Below are 26840 nucleotides of genomic sequence, written 5' to 3' on the forward strand. Positions count from 1 at the left end.
GCACCTGGGCAGGTGCCGGGCCGACCCGTGCGCGGGCGCCGTGGGTCACAGCGTCGGGTAGTCCGTGTACCCCTTCGCGTCGCCGCCGTAGAACGTGGCGCGGTCGGGCTCGTTGAACGGGCCGCCGGCCTTCAGGCGGGCCGGCAGGTCCGGGTTGGCGAGGAACAGGGAGCCGAAGGAGACGATGTCGGCGGTGCCGTCCTCGATCAGGGCGAGGTCGTCGGGGCCCGTGGGCCCGTCCGTCGCCGGGTTGAGGATGAACACGCCGCTGAAGCTCTTGCGCAGGTCGGTGACGAGCTCGCGGATCGGCCCGACCTCCATGACGTGCACATACGCGAGGCCGAGCGCGTCCAGCTCCTTGACCAGGGCCGGGTAGGTCGTCTCCGGCTCGGGCTCGTGGATGTCGTTGAGCGGGTTGCCGGGCGAGAGGCGGATGGCGGTGCGGGCGGCGCCGATCTCGGCGACCACGGCCTTCGCGACCTCGACGGCGAAGCGGATGCGGTTCTCGGGCGAGCCGCCCCACTCGTCGGTGCGCTGGTTGGAGCCGGGGGCGAGGAACTGGTGGATCAGATAGCCGTTGGCGCCGTGCAGCTCGACGCCGTCGAAGCCCGCGTCGACCGCGTTGCGGGCCGCGGTGACGAAGTCGGCGATGGTCTCGCGCACCTCGGCGCCGGTCAGCTCGCGCGGCGTCACGTAGTCCTTCGGGCCCTCGGCCGTGTAGACCTGCCCTTCGGGGGTGATCGCGGACGCGCCGACGGGGACGAGGCCGTCGGGCAGCAGCACCGGGTGGCCGATGCGGCCGGTGTGCATGAGCTGGGCGAAGATCGTGCCGCCCTTGGCGTGCACGGCGTCGGTGACCTTGCGCCAGCCCGCGACCTGCTCGGCGCTGTGCAGGCCCGGGGTGCTGGGGTAGCCCTGGCCCACCACGGAGGGCTGGACGCCTTCGGTGATGACCAGGCCCGCGGTGGCGCGCTGTGCGTAGTACTCGGCGACGAGGTCGGTCGGCACCCCGCCCTCGCCCGCCCGGCTGCGGGTCATCGGCGCCAGGGCGATGCGGTTGCCGAGGGAGACGCCGGACAGGTCGATCGGGTCGAATGCGGTGGTCATGAGGACTCCAAAGCACACACGTAGTTGGTCGGCCAAGTAATTCAACCGGGAGTCACTGTAGCGCATTCCTTGGCCGACCAAGTTAATCTCGTAGGAGACGCTCGTGGGAGACGTACGAGCACCGATGAGCAGGAGTTTCGATGAAGGCCGACTCAGGCACCGCGGCGGCCGCGCAGGCCGACCCCCCGTGTAGCGACGACCGGCTGCCCAGCGCGGCGCGCTGCGGTCCCGTCAGCCACCTGGTGAGCCGGGTCGCCCGGCTGCACCGCATCACGGCGGGCAAGCAGCTGAAGGGGCTCGGCCTCTACCCCGGCCAGGAATTCGTGATGATGCACCTGTGGGACACCGGCGCGGTGCGCCAGTCGGAGCTCATCAGGCTGCTCGACCTCGACCCCTCGACGGTCACGAAGATGGTCCAGCGCCTGGAGCAGGCCGGGCACGTGCGGCGGCGGCCCGACCCGGACGACCGGCGGGCGGTCCTGGTCGAGGCGACGGACGCGAGCAGCGACCTGCTGGCCGAGGTGGAGCGCGCCTGGGGCACGCTGGAGGAGCACACGCTGGCCGGGCTCGACACGGCCGAGCGCCGCGAACTGGCGCGACTGCTCGCCCGCGTCGAGGCCAACCTCTGCGCGGAGGCGGCGGACTGCCCGGAGTCGGCCCGACGGGAAGCCCTGCGCTAGCCCCCCCCCCCCCCCCCGAGGGCGCGCAAGGGGCAGGGACCCTAGGCCTGTGCTGCCGGGAGTGCGGCCAGGAGGCGGTCCACGTCGGCCTCCGTGTTGTAGAAGTGGAACGCGGCCCGCAGGTTGCCCGCGCGGTCCGAGACCTCCACGCCCGCCGCGCTCAACTCCGGCTGCCGCGCGCCGAGTCCGGGCACGGACACGATGGGTGACCCGGGTGCGGGCACCGGCGCGTGGCCGAGCCCGGCGAGCCCGGCGCGGAAGCGGTCCGCGAGCGCCAGGTCGTGCGCGCCGATGGCGTCCACGCCGATGCGCTCGACCACGTCGAGCGCGTGCCGCGCGCCCGCGTACGCGAGCAGGGCCGGGCTCTCGTCGAACCGCCGCGCGGAGTGGGCGAGTTCCTCGACCGGGCCGTAGCAGCTGTCCCAGGGGCGCTCCCCCGCGACCCAGCCCGCGAGCAGCGGCCGTACGCCGCCGAAGTCCTGCGCCTCCTCCGGTACGACGAAGAACGCGATGCCGCGCGGGCAGGTGAGCCACTTGAACGCGACGGACGCGGCGTAGTCGGCGGTGGCGACGTGGTCGCCGAGCCGCATCCAGCCGACCGCCTGCGAGACGTCCAGGTAGACGCGCGCGCCGTGCGCGCGGGCCGCCGCGCGGATGGCGGGCAGGTCGGCGACGCGGCCGTCCGCGGACTGCGCGGCGCTGACCGCGACCAGGGCCGTGCCGGGGCGCACCGACTCGGCGATCCGCTCCAGCGGCACGGTGCGCACCTTCAGGTCGCCGCGTACGTGGAAGGGGTTCACGGTCGAGCTGAAGTCGCCCTCGGCGGTGAGGACTTCGGCGCCCTCCGGCAGTGACGCGGCGACCAGGCCGGTGTAGACGGCGACCGACGCGCCCGCCGCGACCCGGCTCACCGGCACGCCCACGAGCCGCGCGAACGCGGCGCGGGCCGCCTCCACGTCCGCGAACATGTCGGCGGGGCGGCCCTCCGCCACGGACAGGGCCGCCTCATGCATCGCCCGTACGGCACGGGCGGGCAGCAGACCGGTGCTCGCGCTGTTCAGATAGGTGGTCTTCGGAGCGAACTCGGAACGAACGAGCTCGGAACGCACGAGCTCGAGCTCGGAACGCACGGGCGACTGATCGAGCCGATCGACGCCCGTGCCCTGACCGGAAGTCTCCATGGGATCACTGTGCCGCCTCGCACCCCCACGGTCCATTGCGCATGACTGACCAGTACCTCTAAGCACTGCTGCGGCATGCCCTCCGACCAGGGCCTGTGCCCGTCGGACGTCAGCTCTGCGGCACCGCGCATCCGTCGGGGCCACAGACCTCGGCGCCGTCCGCGCCGCCCGCCCCGTCGTCCGAGATCACCGTCAACGGCGAGCGGCTCCCCCACGCCTGTTCGAGGGCCTGCGTGAACACCTCGGCGGGCTGGGCGCCGGAGACGCCGTACTTGCGGTCGAGCACGAAGAACGGCACGCCGTTCGCGCCGAGCTCGGCGGCCTCGCGCTCGTCGGCGCGCACGTCGTCGGCGTACGCGGACGGGTCGGCGAGGACCGCGCGGGCCGCCTCCGGGTCGAGGCCCGCCCGGGCCGCGAGGTCCACGAGGCGCGGCTCGTCGTCGAAGACGGACGCCTCCTCGGCGAAGTTCGCCCGGTACAGGAGGCCGATCAGCTCGTCCTGCTTGCCCTCGGCCTTGGCGAAGTGCAGCAGGCGGTGCATGTCGAAGGTGTTGCCGTGGTCGCGGCCCTCGGTCCGGTACGTCAGCCCCTCGGCCTCGGCCTGCGCGCCGACGCCGCGCTCCGCCTCGCGGGCCTGGGCCTCGCTCATCCCGTACTTCTCCGCGAGCATCGGGAGCACGGCGGTGGTGTCGCCCTTGGCGCGGTTCGGGTCCAGCTCGAAGGAGCGGTGTACGACCTCTACGGCGTCGCGGTGCGGGAAGCTCGCGAGGGCGCGCTCGAAGCGGGCCTTCCCCACGTAGCACCAGGGGCAGGCGATGTCGCTCCAGATTTCGACGCGCATGTAACTCTTCTCCACATCAAACAAGACGGAGCCAACCTCCGCTTCCTGGACTACAACCCCACGTCCCCCCACCCCATTCCCTGCCTCCGCCCCGCCGCTACCGCGGCGGCCTCTACCCACCCGCCCACCCATACACCTCCGCGCCACGGCACCCCCTCCCACCGGGCCCCGCAACGGGCCGGGCGGGCCGCAGACGCCGATGGCGAGTGACCCCCGCTGGGGGCGCCAGCCGGGAGTCAGGGTGGAAACGGGCGGGCGGGTGGGAGAGAAAACACCGCGCGCAGCGCGGTGCGAGCCCGCAGACGCCCATGGCGAACGACCCCCGCCAGGGGGGGGCTCACCCACCCCCGAAGTGGGGGACATTCGCGCGCACCCACGAGCGCAGGTGGGCCAGGGGTTCGAGCGCGCCCCTGCCCAGGGGCGTCAAGGCGTACTCGACCCGAGGCGGCACCTCCGCAAACACCTCCCGCCGCACAAGGCCGTACTCCTCAAGCCGCCGCAGCGTCTGCGTGAGCACCTTCGGGCTCACCCCTTCCAGCTTGCGCCGCAGCTCACCGAAGCGCCGCGGCCCGTCGGCGAGGGCCGTGATCGCGAGGCCCGTCCACTTGTTGGCGAGCAGTTCGAAGATCTCCCGGCCCGGGCACAGCAGGCCGTAGATGTCATGCCGCGGCTCCGCCGCCAGCGCCCGCTCCGCCCCGGGAACAACGCTCTGACCAGTCATGGTTCCCAGAATATAGTTAGCGCCCTTGCGGGTGATCAGGCCCCGGCGCCTACGGTCCCGGCCATGGACAACACCACGGACCACACCACGGACCACACCCCCGTCAGGACCGGCATCGTCGGGCTCTCCGCCCGCGGCGGCTGGGCCCCGCAGTCCCACCTCCCGGCCCTGGCCCGCCTGAAGGGCTACGACGTGCTGGCGCTCGCCGCGTCGAGCCCGGAGTCGGCGCGCGCGGCGGGCGCCGCGCACGGCATCCCGCGCGCCTACGGCAGCACGCACGACCTCGTGGCGGACCCGGACGTGGACCTCGTCGTGGTCAGCGTCCGCGTCCCCCTGCACCGCGAGGTGATCCTGGCCGCGCTCGGCGCCGGGAAGTCGGTCCTGTCGGAGTGGCCGCTCGGCAACGGCCTCGCGGAGGCCGAGGAGCTCGCCGCGGCGGCGGCGCGGGCCGAGGCAGAGACGGGAGCGCGGACCTTCGCGGGCCTCCAGGCCCGCTCCGCCCCCGCCGTGCGCTTCGTGCACGACCTCGTCGCCGACGGCTTCGTGGGCGAGGTCCTGTCCACCAGCCTGGTCGGCTCCGGGCGCCGGTGGGGCCCGTCCTTCGAGCCGGGCGGCGCGTATCTGCTCGACCGGGACAACGGCGGGTCGATGCTCACGATCCCGTTCGGCCACACCGTCGACGCGGTGACCATGGTGCTCGGGGAGTTCGCCGAGCTGTCGGCGACGACGGCGACGCGGCGCCGCACGGTGCACGAGGAGGGGACGGGGCGGGCCGCCACCATGACCGTGGCGGACCAGATCTCCCTGAACGGCACCCTGGAATCCGGCGCCGTCGCCTCCGCGCACTTCCGGGGCGGGCTCTCCCGCGGCACCAACTTCCACTGGGAGATCAACGGCACGGACGGCGACCTGGTCGTCAGCGGCGACCACGGCCACCTCCAGCAGGCCCGCCTGACGGTGCGCGGCGCCCGGGGCGCGCAGACCGAGGTGCGGGAACTCGACGTCCCCGCGCGCTACTTCGACGTACCGGAGCTCGACGACGTACGCGACGAGGTCCCGTACAACATCGGAGTCCAGTACGACCGCGTCCTGCGCGATCTGCGCGACGGCACCCGGCTGGTGCCGGACTTCGCGCACGCCGCCCGGCGGCAGCGGCTGCTCGACGCGATCGAGCGGTCCGCCGCGACCGGGACGCGCGTCACGCCGTAGTCAGGGGCCCGCGCGGCTCAGGAGCCGTCGCGCAGACCCTTCGGCCAGGAGGGGCGGTACTCGATGTGGTCGTACGTCACCACGCAGCCCTCGCCCTGCGGGGACTGCGCGAGGAAGCCGACGAGCGCCGCGCCCGCCGCGTCCGGCTCGCCGAGCTGGAAGATGCGGACGAACGTCCAGTGCGCGCCGTCCGTCGACGCGTGGAAGGCGAACGCCGCGCCGGTGCGGCTGATCCGCAGCCAGACGCTCGATCCGTCCACGACGAAGGCGTTGGCGTCGTCGGACCGGCCGCGGGTGACGACCGTGCAGATCGTCGGCAGGTCCGGGGAGCGCTCGAAGCAGAGCTTGGCCCACGCGCGGTCGCCGACGTGGAGGTAGAGCACGCCCGCGTCGAAGGCCGCCGCGAAACCGACCGTGACACGGGCGATCAGCTGGAAGTCGCCCTCGGGCGCGCCGAGGAGGCGGGGCGCGTCGGACGCGGGGTCGAGGGCGTCGCCGGTGGGCGGCACGAAGCGGTCCTGGCGCGGCCCGGCCCAGCCGGTGAGGACGCCGTCCTCGTAGGTCCAGGCGCCGTCGGGGCCGTACGGTCTGAGCGGGAAGGGCAGTTCGGGCAGGCTGAGGCTGCCGGTGTCCTTGGCGGTCATGCCGTCAGTGGCGTTCATGCCGTCAGTGTTCCAGCCGGCCGCGGTAGCGGCGGGGCAGTCCCAGCGGATTGGCGTCGTGGAGTTCGGGCGGAAGCAGCGCCTCGGGGGTGTTCTGGTACGCGACGGGGCGCAGCCAGCGTTCGACGGCCGTGCCGCCGACGGACGTGGCGGTGCTGGTGGTCGCCGGGTAGGGGCCGCCGTGCTGCTGGGCGGGGGCGACGGCCACGCCGGTGGGCCAGGCGTTGACGAGGACGCGGCCCGCGAGCGGGGTGAGTTCGGCGATGAGCGCCGTGCCGCGGCCCGCGCCCGCCGTCTCGTCGCCGGACAGGTGCACGGTGGCCGTGAGGTTGCCGGGGAGGCGGGAGAGCACGGCGGTGACCTCGGCGGCGTCGGCGTAGCGGGCGACGACGGTGACCGGGCCGAAGCACTCCTCCAGGAGCAGGTCGTGGGCGCCGTCGGCGGCGAGGCGCGCCGCGGGGACGGTGAGGAATCCGGCGGCGACGGTGTGGTCGCCGCTCGCGCCGGGCGTCACGGGGGCGGTCACGTCCGTGAGTGCGGTGCGCTCGGCGACTCCGGCGAGGAAGGTGTCGCGCATGCGGTGGTCGAGGAGCACGCCGGGCTCGGTGTCGCTGACGGCGTCGGTGAGGGATTTCAGGAGGCGGTCGCCCGCCGCGCCCTCGGGGGCGAGGACGAGCCCCGGCTTCACGCAGAACTGGCCGACGCCGAGGGTCATCGAGCCCGCGAGGCCCCGGCCGATCTCCTCGCCGCGCTCGGCGGCCGCGGCCTCGGTGACGACCACCGGGTTGAGCGAGCCGAGCTCGCCGTGGAAGGGGATCGGCACGGGCCGGGCGGCCGCCGCGTCGAAGAGGGCGCGCCCGCCGCGTACGGAACCGGTGAATCCGGCGGCGGCGACCAGCGGGTGCCGGATCAGGTCGAGGCCCGCGTCGAAGCCGTGCACGAGGCCGACGACCGCCGCCGGGACGCCGTGCTCGGCGGCGGCCCTGCGCAGGACGGACGCGACCAGTTCGGACGTGGCCGGGTGGTCGGGGTGGGCCTTGACGACCACGGGGCAGCCCGCGGCGAGGGCGCTCGCGGTGTCGCCGCCGGGCACGGAGAACGCGAACGGGAAGTTGGACGCGGCGTAGACGGCGACGACGCCGAGCGGGATCTTGTAGCGGCGCAGGTCCGGCGTGGGCGGCGTGGTGGTGGCGTCGGGGTGGTCGATGACGACGCCCAGGTAGGCGCCCTCGTCGACGAGGTCCGCGAAGGCCCGCAACTGGTAGCGGGTGCGGGCGAGTTCGCCGGTGAGCCGGACCGGGCCGAGGGCGGTCTCCGCGTCCGCCGCCTCCACCAGGGCGTCCTCGGTGCCGGCGAGGAGGTCGGCCGCCGTGCGCAGGAAGGCGGCGCGGGTGGCGCGGTCGGCCAGGGCGGCGCGCGCGGCGTGGGCGGCCGTGACGGCCTGGTCGACCTCCTCGGCGGTGGCTTCGACGGCGACCTGCTCGCGCCGCTTCCCGGTTCGGGGGTCGACGCTCCAGACTGGTGCTGCTGCCACCGGGGGTTCCTCCAGGGTTGACGCGCCGCGGACCGTCGCCGCTTGCCTGCCGCTCACCAAGGCCGTTCGATATGCTGAACGCCGTCTCCGTCGATGAATCACTGGGAGACAGTGGAGACTATTTCTCGTCGGACGTGAGGGGTCAAGGGCGATGGCTGGTGCCGAGACGGGCGGGGGCGCACAGGTCAAGTCCGCGGTGCGGACGGTGGAGTTGCTCGAGTTCTTCGCGGGCCGCCCCGGAATGCACTCGCTCGCCGATGTGCAGGAGGCCGTCGGCTACCCCAAGTCCAGCCTCTACATGCTGCTCCGCACCCTGGTCGACCTGGGCTGGATCGAGACGGACGCGACGGGCACGCGGTACGGCATCGGGGTGCGGGCGCTGCTCGTCGGCACGTCGTACATCGACGGCGACGAGGTCGTAGCGGCGGCCCGGCCCACGCTCGACCGGCTCTCGGACGACACCACCGAGACCATCCACCTGGCCCGGCTCGACGGGACCAACGTGGTGTACCTGGCGACGCGCCAGTCCCAGCACTATCTGCGCCCGTTCACCCGCGTGGGGCGCCGCCTCCCGGCGCACTCGACGTCGCTCGGCAAGGCGCTGCTCGCCACCCACACCGACGAGCAGGTGCGGGGGCTGCTCCCGGAGACCCTGCCGTCGCTGACCGAGAACACGATCACCGACCGCGAGCAGCTCATCGAGGAGCTGCACGCGGTGCGGGAGCAGGGCTTCGCCGTGGACCGCGAGGAGAACACGCTCGGCCTGCGCTGCTTCGGCGTGGCCATCCCCTACCGGACGCCGGCGCGGGACGCGATCAGCTGCTCGGTGCCGGTGGCCCGCCTGACGCCCGCGCACGAGCAGATGGTCAAGGACGCCCTGTTCGACGCCCGCGACCGGCTGACCCTGGCGACGCGCAGGCTCTGACCGGTACCTGCGCCCACCGGCTCCGACCGGTACCCGCGCCCACGGGCTCCGACCGGTACCCGCGGGCGGGCCGCCTCCCCCGCGCGGCGGAGGCGGTTCGTCGGCGCGCAGGAGGTGGCGGGGCCCGGCCGCGCGGGAGCGTGGAGGCATGACTCAGGCACTCGTCCCCGCCCCTCCCGCCCCGCCCGCGCCTTCCGCCCTCAGCAGGCCCCGTCAGGCCCTGCGCGCCGTCGCCGTCGTCTCCTGCCTGCCGTACCTGTCCCTGAAGGTCGCCTGGATCGCCGGGAGCCGGATCGGGATCCCGGAGGGCAGCTCGCTCCTGGAGCACCGCGGCGTGATGATCGCCGCCAACAGCCTGACCGTGCTCATGGACGCGGCCGTGATCGTGCTCGCGCTGCTCCTCACCCGGCCCTGGGGGCACCGCGTCCCCGCATGGCTGCTCGTGCTGCCGATGTGGGCCGCCACCGGGCTGCTCGGGCCGATCATGGCGGGATTCCCGGCGCAGCTCGCGGTGCGGGCCCTCGGCGGGTCCGTGAACAGCGCCGAGGACACCGGCCGCGAGCCGTTCCTCGACGAGTGGGTGTTCGGCGTGGTGTACGGCGGCTTCATCCTCCAAGGCATCGGCCTGGGGCTGCTGTTCGCGCTGTACGCACGCGACCGGTGGGGGCACGTGTGGCGGGGCCGGGTGGAGCGGCTCGCGGCTCCGGGCCCGGCCGTCCGGCTGTGCGCGGTCGCCGCGGCCGTGCTCGCGCTGTACCCGGTCGCGCTGCGGCTGCTGTGGGCGGGCGGGTCGACGCTCGGGCTGGGCGCGGCGCGGGCGGCGGAGCGCACCAGTGACTTCTACGTCCTTGAGGCCCTGGAGGCCTGCTACTTCACGGCGGCCGTGGCGGGCGCGCTGACGCTCGCCTTCCGGTGGGGGCGCGGGCTGCCCGTGCGGGTGCCGCTCGCGCTCGCCTGGCTGGGGTCCGGGGCGGCGGCGTGCTGGGGCGGGTGGCTGTTCCTCGCCTCGCTGGGGCCGGTGGACGACGTGACCGAGCAGCCGACGGCGGCGATGCTCCTGTCCTACGCTGTGCAGATGATCATCGGAGTGCTCGTGGCCGCCGTCGGCGCCCACCTGCTGAGGGCGCGCGCGGCCCGCGGCGAGGCCGCGTGAGGCGGCTCGGGGCGGCCCTGTTCGGGCGGCGGGCGCGGCGGCGGTGGATCCATCTGGTCCTCGGCGGCGCGCTCGCCATGCCGTATGTCTTCGTGGGCTCGATCATCTCCGGTCCGATGCTCGGCGAGGACAGGTTCTTCGGCTCGTTCGCCGCCCAACTCGTGGCCTTCGCGTTCGGGTTGCCGCTCGCCGCGATCACCGCCCTGTTCCCGCTGACCCGGCCCATGTCGGTGGCCGCCGCGCGGGCCCTGTGCTCGGTGCCGGACGACGCGCTCGCCGACGGGCCGCCGCGCTCGCGGGCCGCGCGCGGGCGCACCGTCGTCTGGTACACGCTGCACCTGGGGTTCGGCGGGATCATCAGCGGGATGACGCTCGCGCTCGTACCGTTCGCGACGTTCCTGGTCCTGATCCCGGCCTTCGTGGGCCTGGGAGACTCCTGGCTCGGGCTCCCCGAGGCCCTGCACCACCCCTGGACCGCCGTGCTCGCGCCGGTCGTGGGCGTCCTGTCCCTGGTCGCGCTCGCCGGCTGCGCCGCGGGCTCGGGCGCCCTGCTCGCGCGCTGGGCGCCGCCGCTGCTCGGGCCCACGCCCGCCGACCGGCTCGCCGCCGCCGAGCAGCGCGCCGCCGACCTCGCCGTGCGCAACCGGCTCGCCCGCGAGCTGCACGACTCGGTGGGCCACGCGCTGAGCGCCGTCACGCTCCAGGCGAGCGCCGCGCGGCGCGTCCTCGACCAGGACCCGGAGTTCGTCCGCGAGGCGCTCGCCGCCATCGAGGACACCACGCGGCGCACGGTCGGCGAGCTCGACGCGGTCCTCGGCGTGCTGCGCGAGGGCGACGCGGACGGGGCGCGGGCCTCGACGGCTCCCGCGCCCACCCTCGCCGGCGACCTGGACGGGCTCCTCGCCCGCACCCGCGCGGGCGGCCTGCGGGTCGAGGCCGCCGTGGACCTCGGCCCCGGGGGCGCGGACGCGCTGCCGCCGATGGTGTCCCGCGAGGCGTACCGCATCGTGCAGGAGGGTCTGAGCAACGTCCTCAAGCACGCGGGGCCCGACGCCACCGCCGCCCTGCGCATCACCCTCGACGGCTCCGGGCTCGACCTGGTCACCGAGAACCCCCTGCCCACCCCGCACGGCGGCGGCCACGGCCCGCGCCCCGGCGGCGGCCACGGCCTGCGCGGCATCGCCGACCGGGCCCGGCTCCTGGGCGGCACGGCCGACTCCGGCCCCGCGGACGGCGTCTGGCGACTGCGCGTACACCTGCCCCTGAAACCCTGAAGCCCCGAAGCCCCGAAGCCCGGAGGAACCCCCGTGACCGACACCGCCGCCGCTCCCCTGCGGATCGTGCTCGCCGACGACGAGCGCATGGTGCGCACCGCGCTGCGCGTCATCCTCACCGCCGAGCCCGACCTGGAGGTCGTCGGCGAGGCGGCGGACGGCGCCGAGGCGGTCTCCGTCGTACGGGAGCTGAAGCCCGACGTGGTCCTCATGGACGTCCGCATGCCGGAGATCGACGGCATCCGCGCCACCGAGCAGATCCTGCGGACCATGGACGCCCCGCCGCGCATCGTGGTCGTGACGACCTTCGAGAACGACGCGTACGTGTACGAGGCGCTGCGCGCCGGGGCGTCCGGGTTCCTCCTGAAGCGGGCCGACGCGGACGCGCTCGTCGGGGCGGTGCGCCTGGTGGCGCGCAGCGACTCGCTGCTCTTCCCCTCGGCCGTGCGGGCGCTCGCCGCCGAGCACGCGCGGGCCACGACCGCGCCGGCGCCCTGGGTGGCCCGGCTCACCGGGCGCGAGCGCGAGGTCCTGCGTCTGATGGCGGCCGGGCTCACCAACGCGGAGATCGCCGCGCGCATGGAGGTGGGCCCGGCGACGGTGAAGACGCACGTCGCGGCGGTGCTCGCGAAGACCGGCGCGCGGGACCGCACCCAGGCGGTGATCGCCGCGTACGAGGCGGGCTTCATGAGGAGTGCGTGAGAAACCGGCCACAATCACGCCAGAAGGGAACGGAGACCGCCACCGCGTTCGTCCTGCTGGGCGATGAACAAGACGATCAGGCACACCGCGGTCTTCACGCTGCTCCTGGTACTCGCCCTGCTGCTCCGGGCCACCTGGGTGCAGTTCCACGACGCGACGGCACTCGCGGACGACAAGAAGAACCGGCGCAAGGTGATGGCGCAGTACTCCGCCCCGCTGGGCGACATCATCGTGGCCGGGGACGCCGTCACCGGCTCCAAGCGCAGCAGGAGCGGCGACCTCGCGTACCAGCGCACGTACAAGGACGGCGCGCTGTACTCGGCCGTCACGGGCTACAGCTCGCAGGTGTACGGCGCCACGCAGCTCGAGGGCATCTACCAGAAGCTCCTCGACGGCTCCGACACCCGTCTGAAGAGCCCGCTCGACACGCTGACGAACAAGCGCGCCGACCCCGGTGACGTCCTGACGACCATCGACCCGGCCGTGCAGAAGGCCGGGTTCAAGGCGCTCGGCGACAAGAAGGGCGCGGCCGTCGCCATCGACCCGAAGACCGGCAGGATCCTCGGCATGGTCTCCACGCCGTCGTACGACCCGTCGCGGATCAGCGGCTCCACGGACGGCGACGCGTGGAAGCAGCTGACGTCCGACGAGGACAAGCCGATGGTGAACCGCGCGATGCGCCAGCCGTTGCCGCCCGGCTCGACGTTCAAGCTGGTCGTCGCGGCCGCCGCCCTGGAGGACGGCCTGTACGACTCGGTCGACGAGAAGACGAAGAGCCCGAACCCGTACACGCTGCCCGGCACGCGCACGGTCATGAAGAACGAGATCAGCTCCGCCCCCTGCGAGAACGCCTCGCTGCGCACGGCCCTGCAGTGGTCGTGCAACAACGTCTTCACCAAGCTCGCCGTCGACCTCGGTGAGGACAAGCTCCGGGCGCAGGCGGAGAAGTTCGGCTTCAACGCCGACAAGCTGGACGTGCCGGTGCGCGCGTCGGAGAGCGTGTACCCGAAGGGCATGGACAAGTCGAGCCTGGCCCTGACCGGCATGGGCCAGTTCGACGTGACGGCGACGCCGCTGCAGATCGCCATGGTGTCGGCGGCGATCGCCAACGGCGGTGAGCTGAAGTCGCCGCACATGGTCTCCAAGACCACGGACTCCGACGGCAACGTCCTGCGGGACTTCGACGACAGCACCGGCTCCGAGCGCGTGATCAGCGAGTCCACGGCCGAGCAGCTCCAGTCGGCGATGCGGACCGTCGTCGAGAAGGGCACGGCGACCAGCGCGAAGATCGACGGGGCGACCGTGGGCGGCAAGACCGGCACGGCGCAGCACGGCGTGGGGAACAAGAAGACGCCGTACGCCTGGTTCACGTCGTACGCCAAGGGCAGCGACGGCAAGGAGGTCGCTGTCGCTGTGATCATCGAGTCGTCGAAGACCGCGCGGTCCGAAGTGAGCGGTAATGGCCTGGCCGGCCCCGTCGCGCAGGCCATGATGAAGGCCGCCCTGCGGTAGCCCTCGCCTGGGGCGGCAGCCCTCTCGCCGCTTCGCGGCGGTTTCCCACCCACCCGCCCCTTACGCTCGTCCCCGGCGCACCGCGGTCAGGGCCGCCAGTGCGGGTCGCGGCCGCTCAGTGCGATCACCCGGTCCAGGAGCGGGGCGTCGGGGGCGATCGGTACCGGTGGGCCGAAGAGGCCGCCGCCCTCCCCCTCTCCCGCGTCCGCGAGGAGACCGTGCGCCGCCCGCACGCTCGCCTCGTCCGGCGCGTACTCCTGGCCGGTGGCGCGGGCCAGGTCCCAGCCGTGCACGACCAGTTCGTCCAGGGCCACGACGCCCGCGACCTCGCCGGGCAGGTCGATGCCGCCCGCCCGGGTCTGCCCGGTCCACGCCGCCGGGTCCCGCCACACCCGCGCGAGCTCGGTGAGGCGCCGGGGCAGTTCGTCCCGCCAGCCGTCGTCGATGTCGGGCAGGGAGCTCGACGGGTTCCTGTCCGTGGTCGCGCCGAGCCGTTTGCGCCCGGCGTCGGCGAACGCCCCGGCCAGGCCGACGACGTGCCCGAGCAGATTCCGTACCGCGTAGTCGGGGCAGGGCGTCGGCCCGGCCAGCTGGTCGTCCTTGACGCCGTCGGCGAGACGGGCCACGAGCCGTGTCTGCGGACCGAGGTCGAGCAGGGCGTTCGGGTCCAGGGGGTCGGCCATGAGGTGCTCCTCCGTATGGGGTCGTGCGCCTGCCTTAGGTGACCGCCCTCGCGGCGCGGACTCATCGGTCGCGGCTGAGGAATCCTCCCGATCCGCGGCGCCGGGCCTTAGCCGCAGCATCGGTGTCCATGGCAACGACAATCGGACGCGTCCTGCGGGACCGCAACGCGGGGCTCTGCCTGGGGGCGGTGGTGGTCTCCGGGTTCGGGAGCTCCGCGCTGTGGCTGGTGGCGGGGATCTGGGTGAAGGACCTCACCGGCTCCGACGGCCTCGCCGCGCTGTGTGCCCTCGCCCTGTGGGCGCCGCTGCTCCTCGGCCCGCCGCTCGGCACGCTCGCCGACCGCTTCCGGCGCCGCCCGCTGCTCGTCGCGGTGAACCTGGGCGTGGGCGCGCTGCTGCCCGCCCTGTTCCTGGTGGACTCGCCGGGGTGGCTGTGGCTGCTGCTCGCGGTGCTCCTGGTGTACGGGGCGTGTGGGGTCGTCACGGACGCGGCGGAGGCGGCCCTGGTGGCCGGTGCCGTCGACACGGGCCTGCTCGGCGACTTCAACGGCCTGCGGCTCTCGGCGAACGAGGGCATGAAGCTGCTCGCGCCGCTCGGCGGCGCCGCGCTGTACGCGGCCTGGGGCGGGGCGCGGGTCGCGCTGCTCGACGCGGTCACCTTCGGTGTGGCGGCGGGCATGTTCGCGCTGATGCGGGTGCGGGAGGACCGCCCGGTCCGTGACCCCGCCGGGTGGCGGCGGCGGACGGCGGAGGGCGCCCGGCACCTGTGGGCCCGCGCCCGGCTGCGGGGGCTCGTCGTCGCGGGCGGGCTCACCATGCTGACGTCGGGCGTCAGCGGCGCCCTGGTCTACGCGATCGTCGAGGCGCTCGGCCACTCCCCCGCGTACACCGGCGCCTTGTACGTGGTGCAGGGCGCCGGGTCCGTCGTGGTGGGCGTGGCGTCGGGGGCGCTGCTTCGGCGTCTGGGGGCACGGCGGTTCGCGGGGGCCGGGATCGCGCTGACCGCCCTGGCTGCGGTGCTGCACGCGCTGCCGGGGGACGCCTTCGTCCTCGCCGGGAGCGCGGCGAACGGGCTCGGCCTGCCGTGTGTGCTCGTCGCCGGGATGACCGCGGTGCAGCGCGAGACGCCGGGCGCCCTGGTGGGGCGCGTGGCGGCGACCGCGAGCACGCTGATGTTCGCGCCCACGGCCGTCGGGATCGCGCTCGGGGCGCTGCTCGTCGAGATCGCCGACTTCCGGTGGGTCCTGGCCGTCCTCGCGGGGGCGCGGCTGCTGATCGCCGCGCCCCTGCTGAGGTCGCCCGCTCAGCGGGTTACTTCACGTTCGCCCAGCGCTTGATGGTGGCGATGACCTGGGACTGCTGCGGCTCGGGCAGCTTCGCGATGGACGCGCCGTGGTTGGCGCCCGGCACCACGTACTTGTACGAGTCGCGGTGGCTCGGCGTGAACTGCTCCGCGCTCCACGGGTCGTTCTGGCCGTAGATGAACATCATCCGCTGGCCGCGGGTCTTCACCCAGCGGTCCACTCCGGCGATCGTCGCGTTGTGGTACGTGCCGCGCATGGCGGCGGGGAGCACCGAGTTGGGCTGGTAGATGTCCGGGTAGTGGCGGACGCCCTTGAGGTGCTTGAACTTCAGGTCGGCCCAGCCGAGCTGGGTGGCGGCCTGGCGGTAGTAGGGTCCGGTGCTGTTGGTGCCGAGGTCCGCGTCGTGGTAGACGCTCAGGCCGTGCCCCTTGGACCAGTCGTAGAGCTCGTCGTCGCTCGCCTTCTTCGCGTCGGGCACCGTCGGGCAGTCGGCGGCGGTGCCGGACTGCCAGAAGTTCCACACCTGGTCGAGGACCGCGAACTCGTAGGCGCGGTCGGTGGTGCCGAGGGTCTCGTGGAAGGTCTGGCCGTTCGCCTTCGCGTCCGCCTCGAACTTGGGCAGGAGCGTGTCGCGGCGCGCCAGCATCTCGCGCTGGACGGCGTTCAGGGCGTCGCGGCACTCCTCGGTGCCGACGGTCCTGAAGAAGCGCTCGTAGCCGCTGTCGTCCTTGTTGTTGGCGTCGTTGGGCGCCACGAACGCGACGACCGCGTCCAGGTCCTCGGGGTAGAAGCGCTCGTGGTACGTGGCCGTCATGCCGCCCTTGCTGGCGCCCGTGCCGAGCCACTTGCCCCGCTCGATGGTGCGCAGGGCCTGGGTGATGCGGTGCTCGTCGGCGGCCTCCTGCTGGACGGTCATCTTCGTCCAGTCGCGGCCCGCGTCGCCCGAGGGGCGGGACTCCAGGAAGTAGCGGTGCTCCAGGCTGACCTGGTTGGCGTCGAGCAGACTGGTCACGGCGCTGGTGTTGGAGCGCAGCGTGTAGCCGCCGGTGTAGAGGACCGTCGGCTTGTCCGTCGCCTTGTGCCAGAGGGTCAGGCGCTGGGTGAAGGTGGCGCCCTTCGGGCGCTGGTGGTCGACGGGCTGCCGGTAGGTCAGCGAGTAGAAGGGGTGGCCCTCCTTGTCCGCGACGGAGACGACCGTCATGCCCGGTATCTTCTCCAGCTGTTCGCGGATGTCGGCCGCGGCGGCCGGGCGGGGGCCGGGCTGCGCGGCGGCGGGCGAGGCGGTCGCCACGACCGCCGCACCCGCGGTGAGTCCGGCGCAGACCAGCGCGGATATCCCCTTGTTGCGCACCATTACTCCTTCGGCAGGGACGTGTGGTGCGCGGATGGTAACCGTTGTCCGTTGATCTGCGACAGGGCTTGTGAGACCTGCGCCAGGTCCTCGTCACAGGCCAATCCGGCGTGGTAAAGGCGCAGTTCGGTGGCGCCGAGCGCGCGGGCGCGCGCGGCGTCGGCGGCGAGCGTGCCGGGGCTGCCACCCATGCCCGCGACGACGGTGAAGTTCGCGGCCAGGACGGTGCGTTCGCGCCGGTGGGCGGCGAACGGCGCGAGGGCGTCGGGGCCGTCCGCGCAGGGTACGACCACGCCGTCGGCCACGGAGAGGATGTGCCGGGGGTCCGCTCCGGCGTTCGCGCCGCAGTGGTACGACACCGGGTCCGCGTGCAGGAGCACCTGGAAGCCGTCGGGCGCCGCGTCCCGCACCGCGGTGACCGCCGCCTCCTGGAGGGTGCGGGCGGCCCGGTCCCGCCAGGCGCGGGTGGCCGCCGCGGTCCCGGCGCCGATGAGCCGCTCGACGCCCCGCCAGCCGGACGGGGGCGGCGCACCGCGCCACACGGGTTCGAGCGCGCCCCGCACGGCGGCCGCCACCTCGTCCGGATCCAGGCCCTCCCGCGCGTACCCGGCCCGGCAGTCGCCGCAGAAGCACAGCGACATCAGGTACTGGCCCGCCTCGCCGAGCCCGACCCCCGCGGTCTTGTCGTGGGCGTGCAGATGCGCGAGGCCGTACCAGCCGCACGACTCCAGCTCCGTGCCGCCGGCCCCGGGGCGTGCGGCGGCCTCGGCGGCGAGGTCGACGAGGTAGGCGCGGATGGCGGGCCGCGCGACGCAGGGGGCCCACGGGTAGCGGTCTCCGTAGGCGTTGACCACGGAGGTGTCCGGGTGGTCCGCGCCCAGGCGGGAGTTGTGGGCGAGGACGACCCAGGTGTGGACGTCGAGCCCGGCCGCAGCGAGGGCCTCGGCGGCCTGCCCGTAGGCGTCGCCGCGCGCCCAGTCCCCGGCCGCGTACGGACGCAGGGTCCGGCCCCGCCAGCGGTCGTCCGGCTCGTACAGGACCGCCGCGTGGTCGGCCGTGACGACGCGGTGGCGTGGGTGGCGGGGCGTCAGGGCGCGCGTGGAGTGGTACGCGGAGGCGAGGGTGACCTGCCGGACGCCGAGGGCGGCGATGCGGGCGGGTGCCTCGGGGTCGCCGACGACGTCCCAGGGGTACAGGAACGCGGACGCCTTCACGCGCTCTCCCCGAGCAGCGCGCGGCCCTGGTCGATGAGTTCCGCGAGCCGCTTGACGTGGTCGTCGGTGGGCTCGGCGAGCGGCGGGCGCACCCCGCCGACGTCCAGGCCGCCGAGCCGCACGCCCGCCTTGACCAGCGAGACCGCGTACCCCTTGCCCGCGCTCCGCAGCTCCACGAAGGGCCGGAAGAAGCCGTCGATCAGCCGGTTCGCGGTGGCGTCGGCGCCGGAGTTCAGGGCCCGGTGGAAGGCGAGCGCGAGGTCGGGGGCGAAGCAGAACACGGCCGACGAGTAGAGGGTCACGCCGATGCCGCGGTAGGCGAGGCCGGTCAGCTCGGCGGTGGGCAGGCCGTTGAAGTAGAGGAAGTCGCCCGGGACTTCGGCGCGTACCGCGCTGACGACGCGCTGCATCAGGTCCAGGTCGCCGTGCCCGTCCTTGAAGCCGATGACGCCGTCCGTGCGCGCGAGCTCGACGGCCGTTTCCGGGGTGAACACGGCGTTGTCGCGCTGGTAGACGATGACGTCGAGGGCGGTGGCCGCGGCGAGTTCGCGGTAGTGCCTGACCAGGCCCTCCTGGGGCGCCACCACCAGGTAGGGCGGCAGGGCGAGCAGCCCGTCGGCGCCCGCCTCCGCGGCGAGCCGGGCGTAGCGCACGGCGAGCGCGGTGCCGTACCCGGCGCCCGCGACCACCGGCACGCGGCCCGCGGCCTCCTCGACGGCGGCCGCGACGCACCGCTGGAACTCCTCGGGCGTGAGCGCGTGGAACTCGCCCGTGCCGCAGCACGCGAAGACCGCGGCGGCGCCCGCGTCCACGCCCGCGCGCACATGCGCACGGAAGACGTCGACGTCCACGGATCCGTCCGCCGCGAACGGCGTGACCGGGAAGAACAGCGGCCCGCCGGGGGCGCGGAGCCGGGCGGCGAGGGGACCTGAGCGAGCTGACGTCACGGGCTCTCCTACTCAAGCGTGCACGTTTCTGATTCATGTCCATATCCCTGAACAGAATCACGCTAAGACCCCCTGTCGGCGGGGTCAAGCGCACGAACTGGCGCCCCAGGGGCGGAGTTGACGCCTCCGCGTGCCCCTTGACTCCGCGGGGCGCCACTCCCTAGCGTGTCCATGAATGTGAACCATGAACACGGACGCGACCGCGCCACCTGAGGAGACCGCCGCATGCCCGCTCCCCGCACCGTCCTGCTGACCGGGGCCGCCGGCGGTATCGGCACCCTGATGCGCGGCCTGCTGCCCGCGTACGGCTATGACCTCAGGCTGCTCGACGTGCGGCCCGTCGACGGCGAGCCCGGCGCGCTGACCGTGGACCTCACCGACCGGGCCGCGCTGCGCGAGGCGGTGCGCGGCGTCGACGCGGTCCTGCACCTCGCGGGCATCTCCCTGGAGTCCTCCTTCGACAAGATCGTCAAGGCCAACATCGAGGGCACGTACCACCTCTACGAGGCGGTGCGCGAGGAGGGCGTGCCGCGCGTCGTGTTCGCCTCGTCCAACCACGCGGTGGGCTTCACGCCGCGGCCCGTCGGCGACGACCCGCTCATCCCGCTCGACACGCCGCGCCGCCCGGACACCTTCTACGGCCTGTCGAAGTCCTTCGGCGAGGACCTGGCGCAGTTCTACTGGGACAAGCACGGCGTGGAGACGGTGTCCGTGCGGATCGGCGCCTGCTTCCCCGAGCCCGCCGACGTGCGGATGCTGTCGGTGTGGATGTCGCCCGGCGACGGCGCCCGGCTCTTCCACGCGGCGCTCACCGCGCCGGACGTGGGCCACACCGTCGTGTACGGCTCGTCCGCCAACACCCGTCTGTGGTGGGACCTGGACCCCGCGCGGGCGCTCGGGTACGTGCCGCGGGACGACTCCGAGCAGTTCGCGGAGAAGCTCGTCGCCGAGCACGGCGAGCTCGACCCGGACAACCCCGACCACACGCACCTGGGCGGCCGCTTCTGCACGCATCCGCCGGTGTGGCCGTATTGAGCCACATTGAGCCACGGTGGCCTCATCCCGTCTCGTCCTTGGAGGTGACGGTCTCGTACGACTGCGGGACCGCACGGGTCAGACCGGGGGGCGACGTGCGCCAACGGGGGTTTCCCTAGCCTGACTTGACATGACGAGAACCACGAAAGGCGCGCGCGTGCGGGCCGCCGCGACCGTCCTCGCGCTGTCCCTGGCCCTGCCCCTGACCGGGCTGACGGCCGCCGTCGCCGCGCCCGCGCCCGCCGCCGACCGGCCCGCCGCCACCGACGCCCCCGCCACCCGGCCCGAACTCCCCCGTCCCACCGGCAAGCACGCCGTGGGCCGCGACACCCTGCACCTGGTCGACACCGGCCGCCGCGACCTGTGGGACCCCGACAAGCCGCGGGAGCTGATGGCGTCGCTGTACTACCCGGCGCGCGGCGAGGGCGGGCGCCCCACCAGGTACACGTCCGTCGAGGCCGCCCGCGCGATGCTCAAGCACTACCAGCTCGACGCCTCTCCCGCCGCCTACAGCTCCACGCGCACCTACGCCCGCACCGGCGCGCCCGCCGCGCCGGGCAGGTTCCCGCTCGTCGTGCTCTCGCCGGGCTTCACCGCGCCGCGCTCGACGCTCACGCACCTCGCCGAGGACCTGGCGAGCCGGGGCTACGTGGTGGCGACGGTCGACCACGCCCACGAGGCGGCCGGCGCGGAGTTCGGCGGCGGCCGCGTCCCGCCCTGCCTCGGCTGCGACCCGGACTCGACGATCCCGGGCCCGCGCATCACCGAGAACCGGGCCCAGGACCTGTCGTACGTCCTCGACCGCCTCGTCGGCGGCAGGGCTGGCAAGCCGGGTGAGGCAGGCGAGGCAGGCCGAGCGAGCAAGGCAGGCATGGCCGGTAAGGCAGGCAGGACCGGCAAGGCGGCCTGGAAGTACTCCCGCATGATCGACCCCAAGCGGATCGGCGCGGGCGGGCACTCCATCGGCGGCGCCGCCACGGCCGCCCTGATGAACACCGACCGGCGGGTCAGCGCGGGCATGAACATGGACGGCGGCTTCTGGATCAAGCCCGACGGGCTGCGCGGCCGCCCCTTCCTGATGCTCGGCACCCAGCTCACCACCAAGCCCGAGAGCCCCTACAACTGGGGCGAGGTCTGGCCGCTCCTCGACGGCTGGAAGCGCTGGCTGACGGTCGCCGGGTCCGGGCACTTCACGTTCACCGACGCGCCCGTCGTGCTCCAGCAGCTCGGCGTGGACGACCCCGAGGCCCCGATCTCCGGCCGCCGCGCCGAGCAGATCACCCGCGCCTACATCGGCGCCTTCTACGACCGGCACCTGCGCGGCATCGACAGCCCGCTGCTCGAAGGCCCGACGCCCGGCAACCCGGAGGTGGGATTCCACCAGCCCTGATCCGGATCCGGCCGAAACCCTGATCCGCACCTGGCCCGAACCCTGACCCCGACTCCCGGTGCGGGCGGCAAACGGGCACCGTCCGCACCACGAACGGGCACGCCCGCCGCCCGCTCCGCAGGCCACGCCCGGGCCAAGCGGTCACAAACGGGCAGCATCGGGCGGGCTCCCGGCCTGGTCAGCCCCGAGCCCGCGCTGTAGAACTTCCCCACGGGCCCGAACGGGCCACGCGGTCAGGCCCGGGGCGGCGCCCGGGATCACACCCAGGGGAAGAGGTGGCGCGATGTCGGCGGAGGAACGTCAGCGCCAGATCGTGCGCACGGCCCGCCGCTCGGGGTCCGTTGACGTCGGCGAGCTCGCCGCCGAGCTGGGCGTCGCCAAGGAGACCGTGCGCCGCGACCTGCGCGCCCTGGAGGACCACGGCCTGGTCCGGCGCACCCACGGCGGCGCCTATCCCGTGGAGAGCTCGGGCTTCGAGACGACCCTCGCCTTCCGCACGACGATGCACGTGCCGGAGAAGCGCCGGGTCGCCGCCGCCGCGGCCGAGCTGCTCGGCGACGCCGAGACCGTGTTCATCGACGAGGGGTTCACCCCGCAGCTGATCGCCGAGGCCCTGCCGCGGGGCCGCGAGCTGACCGTCGTCACCGCGTCGCTCGCCACGGCGGGCACCCTCGCCACGGCCGAGCACATCACCGTGCTGCTGCTCGGCGGCCGGGTCCGCGCCGGCACCCTCGCCACCGTCGACCACTGGACGACCCGCATGCTGGCGGGCTTCGTCATCGACCTCGCCTTCATCGGCGCCAACGGCATCTCGCGCGAGCACGGGCTCACCACGCCCGACCCCGCGGTCAGCGAGGTCAAGGCGCAGGCCCTGCGCGCCTCGCGCAGAGCCGTGTTCACGGGCGTGCACACCAAGTTCGGGGCGAGCAGCTTCTGCCGGTTCGCGGGCGTCGGCGACCTGGAGGCCATCGTCACGAGCACCCGCCTGTCCGCGTCCGAGGCCCACCGCTACGCGCTCCTCGGACCGCAGGTCATCCGCGTCTGAACAGCCCCGCTCGCCCTGCCGCCTGAACGCAGCTGAACGCCCCCGCTCACCCTCCGCGGTTCCGCACGCCCCACGGCACCCCATATATCCCCTTTCATCCAGGAGCGATTCATGCGAACCCAGAGCCGACGGAGGCCGCGGCACCTGCTCGCCGCGGCCGCCGCAGGGACGCTGCTCGCCCCGCCGCTCTCCGGCTGCTGGGCCGGCGCGGGCGGGACCGGTTCCGGCGGCGACGCCATCAACGTACTGATGGTCAACAACCCGCAGATGATGGAGTTGCAGAAGCTCACCGCCGCCCACTTCACCAAGGAGACGGGCATCGAGGTGAACTTCACCGTGCTGCCCGAGAACGACGTCCGCGACAAGATCAGCCAGGACTTCGCCAACCAGGCGGGCCAGTACGACGTGGCGACGCTCAGCAACTACGAGATACCGATCTACGCGAGGAACGGCTGGCTGCGCGAGCTCGGCGGCTACGCGCGCAAGGACCGGGCCTTCGACCAGGACGACATCCTGCCGCCGATGCGCCAGTCCCTCACCGGCGAGAACGGCAAGCTCTACGGAGAGCCGTTCTACGGCGAGTCGTCGTTCCTGATGTACCGCAAGGACGTGTTCAGGAAGGCCGGTCTGACCATGCCCGCGCGCCCCACCTGGCGGCAGGTCGCGGACCTCGCGGCGAAGGTCGACGGCGCCGAGAAGGGCATGAACGGCATCTGTCTGCGCGGCCTCCCCGGCTGGGGCGAGGTCATGGCACCCCTGACGACCGTCGTGAACACCTTCGGCGGCACGTGGTTCGACAAGGACTGGAAGGCACGCCTTGACTCCCCCGAGTTTGAAAAGGCAACCCGCTTCTACGTAGACCTGGTGCGCAAGCACGGACAGGCCGGCGCCGCCCAGTCCGGGTACGCGGAGTGCCTCAACAACCTCACCCAGGGCAAGACCGCCATGTGGTACGACGCCACGGCCGCCGCGGGCTCCCTGGAGTCCGCCAAGTCGCCCGTCAAAGGCAGGATCGGCTACGTGGCGGCACCGGTGGCGCGGACCCCGAGCTCCGGCTGGCTCTACACCTGGGCCTGGGGCCTGCAGAAGGCCTCCCGGAACCCCGACAAGGCCTGGAAGTTCATCTCCTGGGCGTCGAGCAAGGAGTACGAGGAGCTGGTCGGCGAGAAGACCGGCTGGGCCAACGTGCCCGCGGGCAAGCGCGCCTCCACGTACGACAACCCCCGCTACCGCAAGGAGGCGGCCGCCTTCCAGGGCGTCACGCGCGCCGCGATCGCCGGTGCCCGGCCGCGCGACCCTGGCCTGCAGCCGCGGCCCGCGCCGGGCATCCAGTTCGTCGGCATACCCGAGTTCACCGACCTCGGCACCAAGGTCTCGCAGGAGATCAGCGCCGCCATCGCCGGACGCACCTCCGTCGCCTCGGCCCTGGAGCGGGCCCAGCGGCTCGCCGAGAAGATCTCCGAGGAGTACGAGGGACGATGACCGCCACCACGAGCCCACCCCTCACCCACGCGCGCGTGCCCACGGCCGCGTCGCGCCGCACGGCCCGGCTGCGCGTCTGGGCCACCCGGGCGCCCCTGCTCCCGGCCCTCGTCTTCATGATCGCCGTGACCCAACTGCCGTTCGTGGCCACCCTGGTGATCTCCTTCTTCGACTGGAACGCGCTCTACCCGCAGGCCCGCAGCTTCACCGGCCTCGCCAACTACGAGGAGGTGTTGACGGACCCCGACCTGCGCAAGTCCGTCCTCACGACGATCGTCCTCACCGCGACGGTCGTCCTCGCGAGCCTCGTCATCGGGCTCGGCCTCGCCCTGCTGCTCGACCGGAGGTTCCCCGGCCGCGGCGTCGTGCGCACGCTCCTGATCGCCCCGTTCCTGCTGGTGCCGGTGGCGGCGGCCCTGCTGTGGAAGCACGTGCTCTACAACCCCGAGTACGGCCTGTTCAACGGCGTCCTGCACTGGGTCGGCGGCGACGGCGCCGCCCAGCCCGACTGGATCTCGAACACCCCGCTGCTCGCCGTCGAGCTGTCCCTGATCTGGCAGTGGACGCCCTTCATGATGCTGATCCTGCTCGCGGGGCTGCAGAGCCGCGACACCGAACTGATCGAGGCGGCCCGCATGGACGGCGCGAACGACTGGCAGGTGTTCCGCCATCTCACGCTGCCGCATCTGCGCCGCTACCTCGAACTCGGCGCCCTGCTCGGCTCGATCTACATCGTGCAGAACTTCGACGCCGTCTTCACGATCACCTCCGGCGGCCTGGGCACCGCGAACCTGCCGTACACCGTGTACCAGAGCTTCTACCAGGCCCACGAGAACGGCCTCGCGTCCGCCGCGGGCGTCCTCGTCGTCATCGGCTCGATCCTCATCGCGACCTTCGCGCTGCGCGTGGTGTCGTCCCTGTTCCGCGAGGAGGCGTCCCGCGCATGAACGCCGTACGCACCCGGAAGCTCGGCCTCGGCCTCGCCGCCTGGCTCGCCGGGATCGTCTTCTTCCTGCCCCTCGCCTGGATGGCCCTGACGTCCTTCCACTCCGAGGAGGACGCCGCGACCAACCCGCCCTCGCTCGCGGCCTCCCTCACCCTGGACGGCTACCGCGACTTCTTCGGCGCGGGCGGCGGCGCGAGCCCCTGGCCGTCGCTGATCAACTCCCTGGTGGCGTCGACGGCCTCGACGCTCCTGGTGCTGCTGCTCGCGCTCCCCGCCGCGTACGCCCTGTCGATCCGCCCCGTCCGCAAGTGGACGGACGTCCTCTTCTTCTTCCTCTCCACGAAGATGCTGCCGGTGGTGGCTGGCCTCCTGCCGATCTACCTCTTCGCGAAGAACACGCACTTCCTCGACAACATCTGGCTCCTGGTCATCCTCTACACGTCGATGAACCTGCCGATCGCCGTCTGGATGATGCAGTCGTTCCTGTCCGAGGTGCCGGTGGCCGTCATCGAGGCGGCCCGGATCGACGGCGCGCGCCTGCCCACCGTCCTCACCCGCGTCATCGCCCCCATCGCGCTGCCCGGCATCGCCGCGACCGCCCTGATCTGCTTCATCTTCAGCTGGAACGAACTGCTCTTCGCCCGGGTGCTCACCGGCGTCGTCGCCCAGACCGCGCCCGTCTTCCTCACCGGCTTCATCACCAGCCAGGGCCTGTTCCTCGCGAAGGTGTGCGCCGCGTCGCTCGTCATCTCCCTGCCGGTGCTCGCCGCGGGGTTCGCCGCCCAGGACAAGCTGGTCCAGGGCCTGTCATTGGGAGCCGTCAAGTGAAGGCCGCCATCATCGAGTCCGTCGGCACCGCGGTGGTCGGCGAGGTGCCCGACCCCACGCCCGGGCCGCGGGACGTCGTCGTCGAGGTCGCCGCGTGCGGCCTGTGCGGGACCGATCTGCACATCCTCCAGGGCGAGTTCGCGCCGACCCTGCCGGTCGTGCCGGGGCACGAGTTCGCCGGGGAGGTGGTGGGGCTCGGCGCCGAGGTCACCGAGCTGCGGGTGGGTGACCGCGTCGGCGTCGACCCCTCCCTCTACTGCTACGAGTGCCGCTACTGCCGCACCGGCCACAACAACCTCTGCGAGCGCTGGGCCGCGATCGGGGTGACGAGGGCCGGGGGCGCCGCCCAGTACGCCGTCGCCCCCGTCGCCAACTGCGTCCGCCTCCCCGACCACGTCCGCACCCAGGACGCCGCCCTCATCGAGCCGCTGTCCTGCGCGGTGCGCGGCTACGACGTGCTGCGCACCCGGCTCGGCGCGCACGTCCTCGTCTACGGGTCCGGGACGATGGGGCTGATGATGGTGGAGCTCGCCAAGCGCACCGGGGCGGCGAGCGTCGACGTGGTCGACGTCAACCGCGACCGGCTCGCCACCGCCGTCCGCCTGGGCGTCACCGGCTCCGCCGCCTACGCCGACGCGCTCGACCGCCCCCAGGGCTGGGACGTCGTCATCGACGCGACGGGCAACGCGGCCGCCATCCAGGACGGGCTCGGGCGGGTCGCCAAGGCGGGCACGTTCCTCCAGTTCGGCGTCGCCGACTACGCCGCGCGCGTCACCGTCGATCCCTACCGCATCTACAACCAGGAGCTCACCATCACCGGGTCGATGGCCGTCCTGCACAGCTACGAGAGGGCCGCGGAGCTCTTCGCCGGCGGGGTGCTCGACCCCGACGTCTTCATCAGCGACCGCGTGCCGCTGGCCCACTATCCGGAGGCCCTGGGCATGTTCGCGGCGGGCGAGGGACGGAAGATCTTGGTGGTGCCGTAGGGGTCCCTCGCGGAGCGCCCCAGTCCCGCCCCTTCACCGAAACCAGGGGCTGCCGCCCCTGGCACCCCGCCCTCATCGGCGCTCCGCGCCTCGTCCTCAAACGCCGGACGGGCTAAAACCTTGCCGCA

General features: G+C 73.4%; 25 protein-coding genes. 15 read left to right on the forward strand and 10 right to left on the reverse strand.

Annotation, left to right across the window (positions count from 1 at the left end; genetic code table 11):
- Positions 1–45: 45 nt before the first annotated feature.
- Entirely contained in the window at positions 46–1107 is a 1062-nt protein-coding gene (locus ACFWZ5_RS34560; protein WP_384796881.1) for an alkene reductase, read from the reverse strand.
- Positions 1108–1247: 140 nt separating this feature from the next.
- Between ACFWZ5_RS34560 and ACFWZ5_RS34565 the strand changes: the two genes are divergently transcribed.
- Positions 1248–1787, forward strand: coding sequence for a MarR family winged helix-turn-helix transcriptional regulator (locus ACFWZ5_RS34565; RefSeq protein WP_384796884.1), 540 nt, complete (start codon positions 1248–1250; stop codon positions 1785–1787).
- Between the two features lie 41 nt (positions 1788–1828).
- Here ACFWZ5_RS34565 and ACFWZ5_RS34570 read toward each other — a convergent pair whose 3' ends face one another.
- The 3 genes from ACFWZ5_RS34570 to ACFWZ5_RS34580 form a co-directional block, all read right to left on the reverse strand.
- The gene (locus ACFWZ5_RS34570; RefSeq protein ID WP_384796887.1) at positions 1829–2968 is read right to left on the reverse strand and encodes an aminotransferase class V-fold PLP-dependent enzyme; all 1140 of its coding nucleotides are present in this window, start codon (positions 2966–2968) and stop codon (positions 1829–1831) included.
- 109 nt (positions 2969–3077) lie between these two features.
- Positions 3078–3809, reverse strand: coding sequence for a DsbA family oxidoreductase (locus ACFWZ5_RS34575; RefSeq protein WP_384796890.1), 732 nt, complete (start codon positions 3807–3809; stop codon positions 3078–3080).
- A gap of 337 nt (positions 3810–4146) precedes the next feature.
- Positions 4147–4530, reverse strand: coding sequence for a winged helix-turn-helix transcriptional regulator (locus tag ACFWZ5_RS34580; RefSeq protein WP_384796893.1), 384 nt, complete (start codon positions 4528–4530; stop codon positions 4147–4149).
- A 63-nt stretch (positions 4531–4593) separates the two neighbouring features.
- On the opposite strand from ACFWZ5_RS34580, the gene ACFWZ5_RS34585 reads away from it, so the two are divergent.
- Positions 4594–5739, forward strand: coding sequence for a Gfo/Idh/MocA family protein (locus ACFWZ5_RS34585; protein ID WP_384796896.1), 1146 nt, complete (start codon positions 4594–4596; stop codon positions 5737–5739).
- A gap of 17 nt (positions 5740–5756) precedes the next feature.
- Here ACFWZ5_RS34585 and ACFWZ5_RS34590 read toward each other — a convergent pair whose 3' ends face one another.
- Together ACFWZ5_RS34590 and ACFWZ5_RS34595 are read right to left on the reverse strand one after the other, a co-directional pair.
- On the reverse strand, positions 5757–6383 hold the full coding sequence (locus ACFWZ5_RS34590; RefSeq protein WP_384796955.1) for a DUF1349 domain-containing protein: 627 nt from the start codon (positions 6381–6383) through the stop codon (positions 5757–5759).
- 22 nt (positions 6384–6405) lie between these two features.
- Entirely contained in the window at positions 6406–7935 is a 1530-nt protein-coding gene (locus ACFWZ5_RS34595; protein WP_384796899.1) for an aldehyde dehydrogenase (NADP(+)), read from the reverse strand.
- 151 nt (positions 7936–8086) lie between these two features.
- On the opposite strand from ACFWZ5_RS34595, the gene ACFWZ5_RS34600 reads away from it, so the two are divergent.
- The 5 genes from ACFWZ5_RS34600 to ACFWZ5_RS34620 all read left to right on the forward strand — a co-directional run bounded on the left by ACFWZ5_RS34600 (position 8087) and on the right by ACFWZ5_RS34620 (position 13501).
- A complete protein-coding gene (locus tag ACFWZ5_RS34600) occupies positions 8087–8860 on the forward strand; it encodes an IclR family transcriptional regulator (RefSeq protein ID WP_384796902.1) in 774 nt (257 codons plus the stop codon).
- Positions 8861–9008: 148 nt separating this feature from the next.
- Positions 9009–10013 carry a hypothetical protein gene (locus tag ACFWZ5_RS34605; protein WP_384796906.1) on the forward strand — a complete coding sequence of 335 codons (1005 nt, stop codon included), beginning with the start codon at positions 9009–9011 and terminating at the stop codon, positions 10011–10013.
- Entirely contained in the window at positions 10010–11287 is a 1278-nt protein-coding gene (locus ACFWZ5_RS34610; RefSeq protein ID WP_384796909.1) for a sensor histidine kinase, read from the forward strand. Before ACFWZ5_RS34605 ends, ACFWZ5_RS34610 begins: the two co-directional genes overlap by 4 nt.
- A 33-nt stretch (positions 11288–11320) precedes the next feature.
- Entirely contained in the window at positions 11321–11989 is a 669-nt protein-coding gene (locus tag ACFWZ5_RS34615) for a response regulator (protein ID WP_384796912.1), read from the forward strand.
- Positions 11990–12052: 63 nt separating this feature from the next.
- Positions 12053–13501: a peptidoglycan D,D-transpeptidase FtsI family protein gene (locus ACFWZ5_RS34620; protein WP_384796915.1), complete on the forward strand. Its 1449-nt coding sequence runs from the start codon at positions 12053–12055 to the stop codon at positions 13499–13501.
- Positions 13502–13587: 86 nt separating this feature from the next.
- Here the strand turns inward: ACFWZ5_RS34620 and ACFWZ5_RS34625 are convergent, their stop codons facing one another.
- Entirely contained in the window at positions 13588–14184 is a 597-nt protein-coding gene (locus ACFWZ5_RS34625) for a TIGR03086 family metal-binding protein (RefSeq protein ID WP_384796918.1), read from the reverse strand.
- 128 nt (positions 14185–14312) lie between these two features.
- On the opposite strand from ACFWZ5_RS34625, the gene ACFWZ5_RS34630 reads away from it, so the two are divergent.
- Positions 14313–15521 (forward strand): MFS transporter, encoded by a 1209-nt coding sequence (locus tag ACFWZ5_RS34630; protein WP_384796921.1) that lies wholly within the window; start codon positions 14313–14315, stop codon positions 15519–15521.
- Here the strand turns inward: ACFWZ5_RS34630 and ACFWZ5_RS34635 are convergent.
- From ACFWZ5_RS34635 to ACFWZ5_RS34645, 3 genes are read right to left on the reverse strand one after another with little or no spacing between them, the layout of a single operon-like run.
- A complete protein-coding gene (locus tag ACFWZ5_RS34635) occupies positions 15496–16842 on the reverse strand; it encodes a S28 family serine protease (RefSeq protein WP_384796925.1) in 1347 nt (448 codons plus the stop codon). The two genes, ACFWZ5_RS34630 and ACFWZ5_RS34635, sit on opposite strands and share 26 nt — an antisense overlap.
- Positions 16842–18053, reverse strand: a complete 1212-nt coding sequence (locus ACFWZ5_RS34640) for a hypothetical protein (RefSeq protein WP_384796928.1) — start codon at positions 18051–18053, stop codon at positions 16842–16844. Before ACFWZ5_RS34640 ends, ACFWZ5_RS34635 begins: the two co-directional genes overlap by 1 nt.
- Positions 18050–19000 carry a 5-dehydro-4-deoxyglucarate dehydratase gene (locus ACFWZ5_RS34645; RefSeq protein ID WP_384796931.1) on the reverse strand — a complete coding sequence of 317 codons (951 nt, stop codon included), beginning with the start codon at positions 18998–19000 and terminating at the stop codon, positions 18050–18052. Before ACFWZ5_RS34645 ends, ACFWZ5_RS34640 begins: the two co-directional genes overlap by 4 nt.
- A gap of 225 nt (positions 19001–19225) precedes the next feature.
- On the opposite strand from ACFWZ5_RS34645, the gene ACFWZ5_RS34650 reads away from it, so the two are divergent.
- From ACFWZ5_RS34650 to ACFWZ5_RS34680, 7 genes are all read left to right on the forward strand, one after another.
- The gene (locus ACFWZ5_RS34650; protein ID WP_384796934.1) at positions 19226–20035 is read left to right on the forward strand and encodes an NAD-dependent epimerase/dehydratase family protein; all 810 of its coding nucleotides are present in this window, start codon (positions 19226–19228) and stop codon (positions 20033–20035) included.
- 130 nt (positions 20036–20165) lie between these two features.
- Positions 20166–21425 carry an alpha/beta hydrolase family protein gene (locus tag ACFWZ5_RS34655; RefSeq protein ID WP_384796937.1) on the forward strand — a complete coding sequence of 420 codons (1260 nt, stop codon included), beginning with the start codon at positions 20166–20168 and terminating at the stop codon, positions 21423–21425.
- 283 nt (positions 21426–21708) lie between these two features.
- Positions 21709–22470: a DeoR/GlpR family DNA-binding transcription regulator gene (locus ACFWZ5_RS34660; RefSeq protein WP_384796940.1), complete on the forward strand. Its 762-nt coding sequence runs from the start codon at positions 21709–21711 to the stop codon at positions 22468–22470.
- A gap of 111 nt (positions 22471–22581) precedes the next feature.
- Entirely contained in the window at positions 22582–23952 is a 1371-nt protein-coding gene (locus tag ACFWZ5_RS34665; RefSeq protein ID WP_384796943.1) for an ABC transporter substrate-binding protein, read from the forward strand.
- Positions 23949–24899, forward strand: coding sequence for a carbohydrate ABC transporter permease (locus tag ACFWZ5_RS34670; RefSeq protein ID WP_384796946.1), 951 nt, complete (start codon positions 23949–23951; stop codon positions 24897–24899). Before ACFWZ5_RS34665 ends, ACFWZ5_RS34670 begins: the two co-directional genes overlap by 4 nt.
- Positions 24896–25726: a carbohydrate ABC transporter permease gene (locus ACFWZ5_RS34675; RefSeq protein WP_384796949.1), complete on the forward strand. Its 831-nt coding sequence runs from the start codon at positions 24896–24898 to the stop codon at positions 25724–25726. The genes ACFWZ5_RS34670 and ACFWZ5_RS34675 overlap by 4 nt, the downstream gene beginning before the upstream one ends.
- Entirely contained in the window at positions 25723–26712 is a 990-nt protein-coding gene (locus ACFWZ5_RS34680) for a zinc-dependent alcohol dehydrogenase family protein (protein WP_384796952.1), read from the forward strand. The genes ACFWZ5_RS34675 and ACFWZ5_RS34680 overlap by 4 nt, the downstream gene beginning before the upstream one ends.
- The last annotated feature ends 128 nt before the right edge of the window (positions 26713–26840 follow it).

This window comes from Streptomyces sp. NPDC059003 (assembly GCF_042740445.1).
Classification (GTDB): Bacteria; Actinomycetota; Actinomycetes; order Streptomycetales; family Streptomycetaceae; genus Streptomyces.

Excerpts from the sequence above, each read along its gene's own strand:
- ACFWZ5_RS34560 (WP_384796881.1), bottom strand. The coding sequence starts at position 1,107 with ATGACCACCGCATTCGACCCGATCGACCTGTCCGGCGTCTCCCTCGGC.
- ACFWZ5_RS34565 (WP_384796884.1), top strand. The coding sequence starts at position 1,248 with ATGAAGGCCGACTCAGGCACCGCGGCGGCCGCGCAGGCCGACCCCCCG.
- ACFWZ5_RS34570 (WP_384796887.1), bottom strand. The coding sequence starts at position 2,968 with ATGGAGACTTCCGGTCAGGGCACGGGCGTCGATCGGCTCGATCAGTCG.
- ACFWZ5_RS34575 (WP_384796890.1), bottom strand. The coding sequence starts at position 3,809 with ATGCGCGTCGAAATCTGGAGCGACATCGCCTGCCCCTGGTGCTACGTG.
- ACFWZ5_RS34580 (WP_384796893.1), bottom strand. The coding sequence starts at position 4,530 with ATGACTGGTCAGAGCGTTGTTCCCGGGGCGGAGCGGGCGCTGGCGGCG.
- ACFWZ5_RS34585 (WP_384796896.1), top strand. The coding sequence starts at position 4,594 with ATGGACAACACCACGGACCACACCACGGACCACACCCCCGTCAGGACC.
- ACFWZ5_RS34590 (WP_384796955.1), bottom strand. The coding sequence starts at position 6,383 with ATGACCGCCAAGGACACCGGCAGCCTCAGCCTGCCCGAACTGCCCTTC.
- ACFWZ5_RS34600 (WP_384796902.1), top strand. The coding sequence starts at position 8,087 with ATGGCTGGTGCCGAGACGGGCGGGGGCGCACAGGTCAAGTCCGCGGTG.
- ACFWZ5_RS34605 (WP_384796906.1), top strand. The coding sequence starts at position 9,009 with ATGACTCAGGCACTCGTCCCCGCCCCTCCCGCCCCGCCCGCGCCTTCC.
- ACFWZ5_RS34620 (WP_384796915.1), top strand. The coding sequence starts at position 12,053 with ATGAACAAGACGATCAGGCACACCGCGGTCTTCACGCTGCTCCTGGTA.
- ACFWZ5_RS34625 (WP_384796918.1), bottom strand. The coding sequence starts at position 14,184 with ATGGCCGACCCCCTGGACCCGAACGCCCTGCTCGACCTCGGTCCGCAG.
- ACFWZ5_RS34630 (WP_384796921.1), top strand. The coding sequence starts at position 14,313 with ATGGCAACGACAATCGGACGCGTCCTGCGGGACCGCAACGCGGGGCTC.
- ACFWZ5_RS34635 (WP_384796925.1), bottom strand. The coding sequence starts at position 16,842 with ATGGTGCGCAACAAGGGGATATCCGCGCTGGTCTGCGCCGGACTCACC.
- ACFWZ5_RS34650 (WP_384796934.1), top strand. The coding sequence starts at position 19,226 with ATGCCCGCTCCCCGCACCGTCCTGCTGACCGGGGCCGCCGGCGGTATC.
- ACFWZ5_RS34655 (WP_384796937.1), top strand. The coding sequence starts at position 20,166 with ATGACGAGAACCACGAAAGGCGCGCGCGTGCGGGCCGCCGCGACCGTC.
- ACFWZ5_RS34660 (WP_384796940.1), top strand. The coding sequence starts at position 21,709 with ATGTCGGCGGAGGAACGTCAGCGCCAGATCGTGCGCACGGCCCGCCGC.
- ACFWZ5_RS34665 (WP_384796943.1), top strand. The coding sequence starts at position 22,582 with ATGCGAACCCAGAGCCGACGGAGGCCGCGGCACCTGCTCGCCGCGGCC.
- ACFWZ5_RS34670 (WP_384796946.1), top strand. The coding sequence starts at position 23,949 with ATGACCGCCACCACGAGCCCACCCCTCACCCACGCGCGCGTGCCCACG.
- ACFWZ5_RS34675 (WP_384796949.1), top strand. The coding sequence starts at position 24,896 with ATGAACGCCGTACGCACCCGGAAGCTCGGCCTCGGCCTCGCCGCCTGG.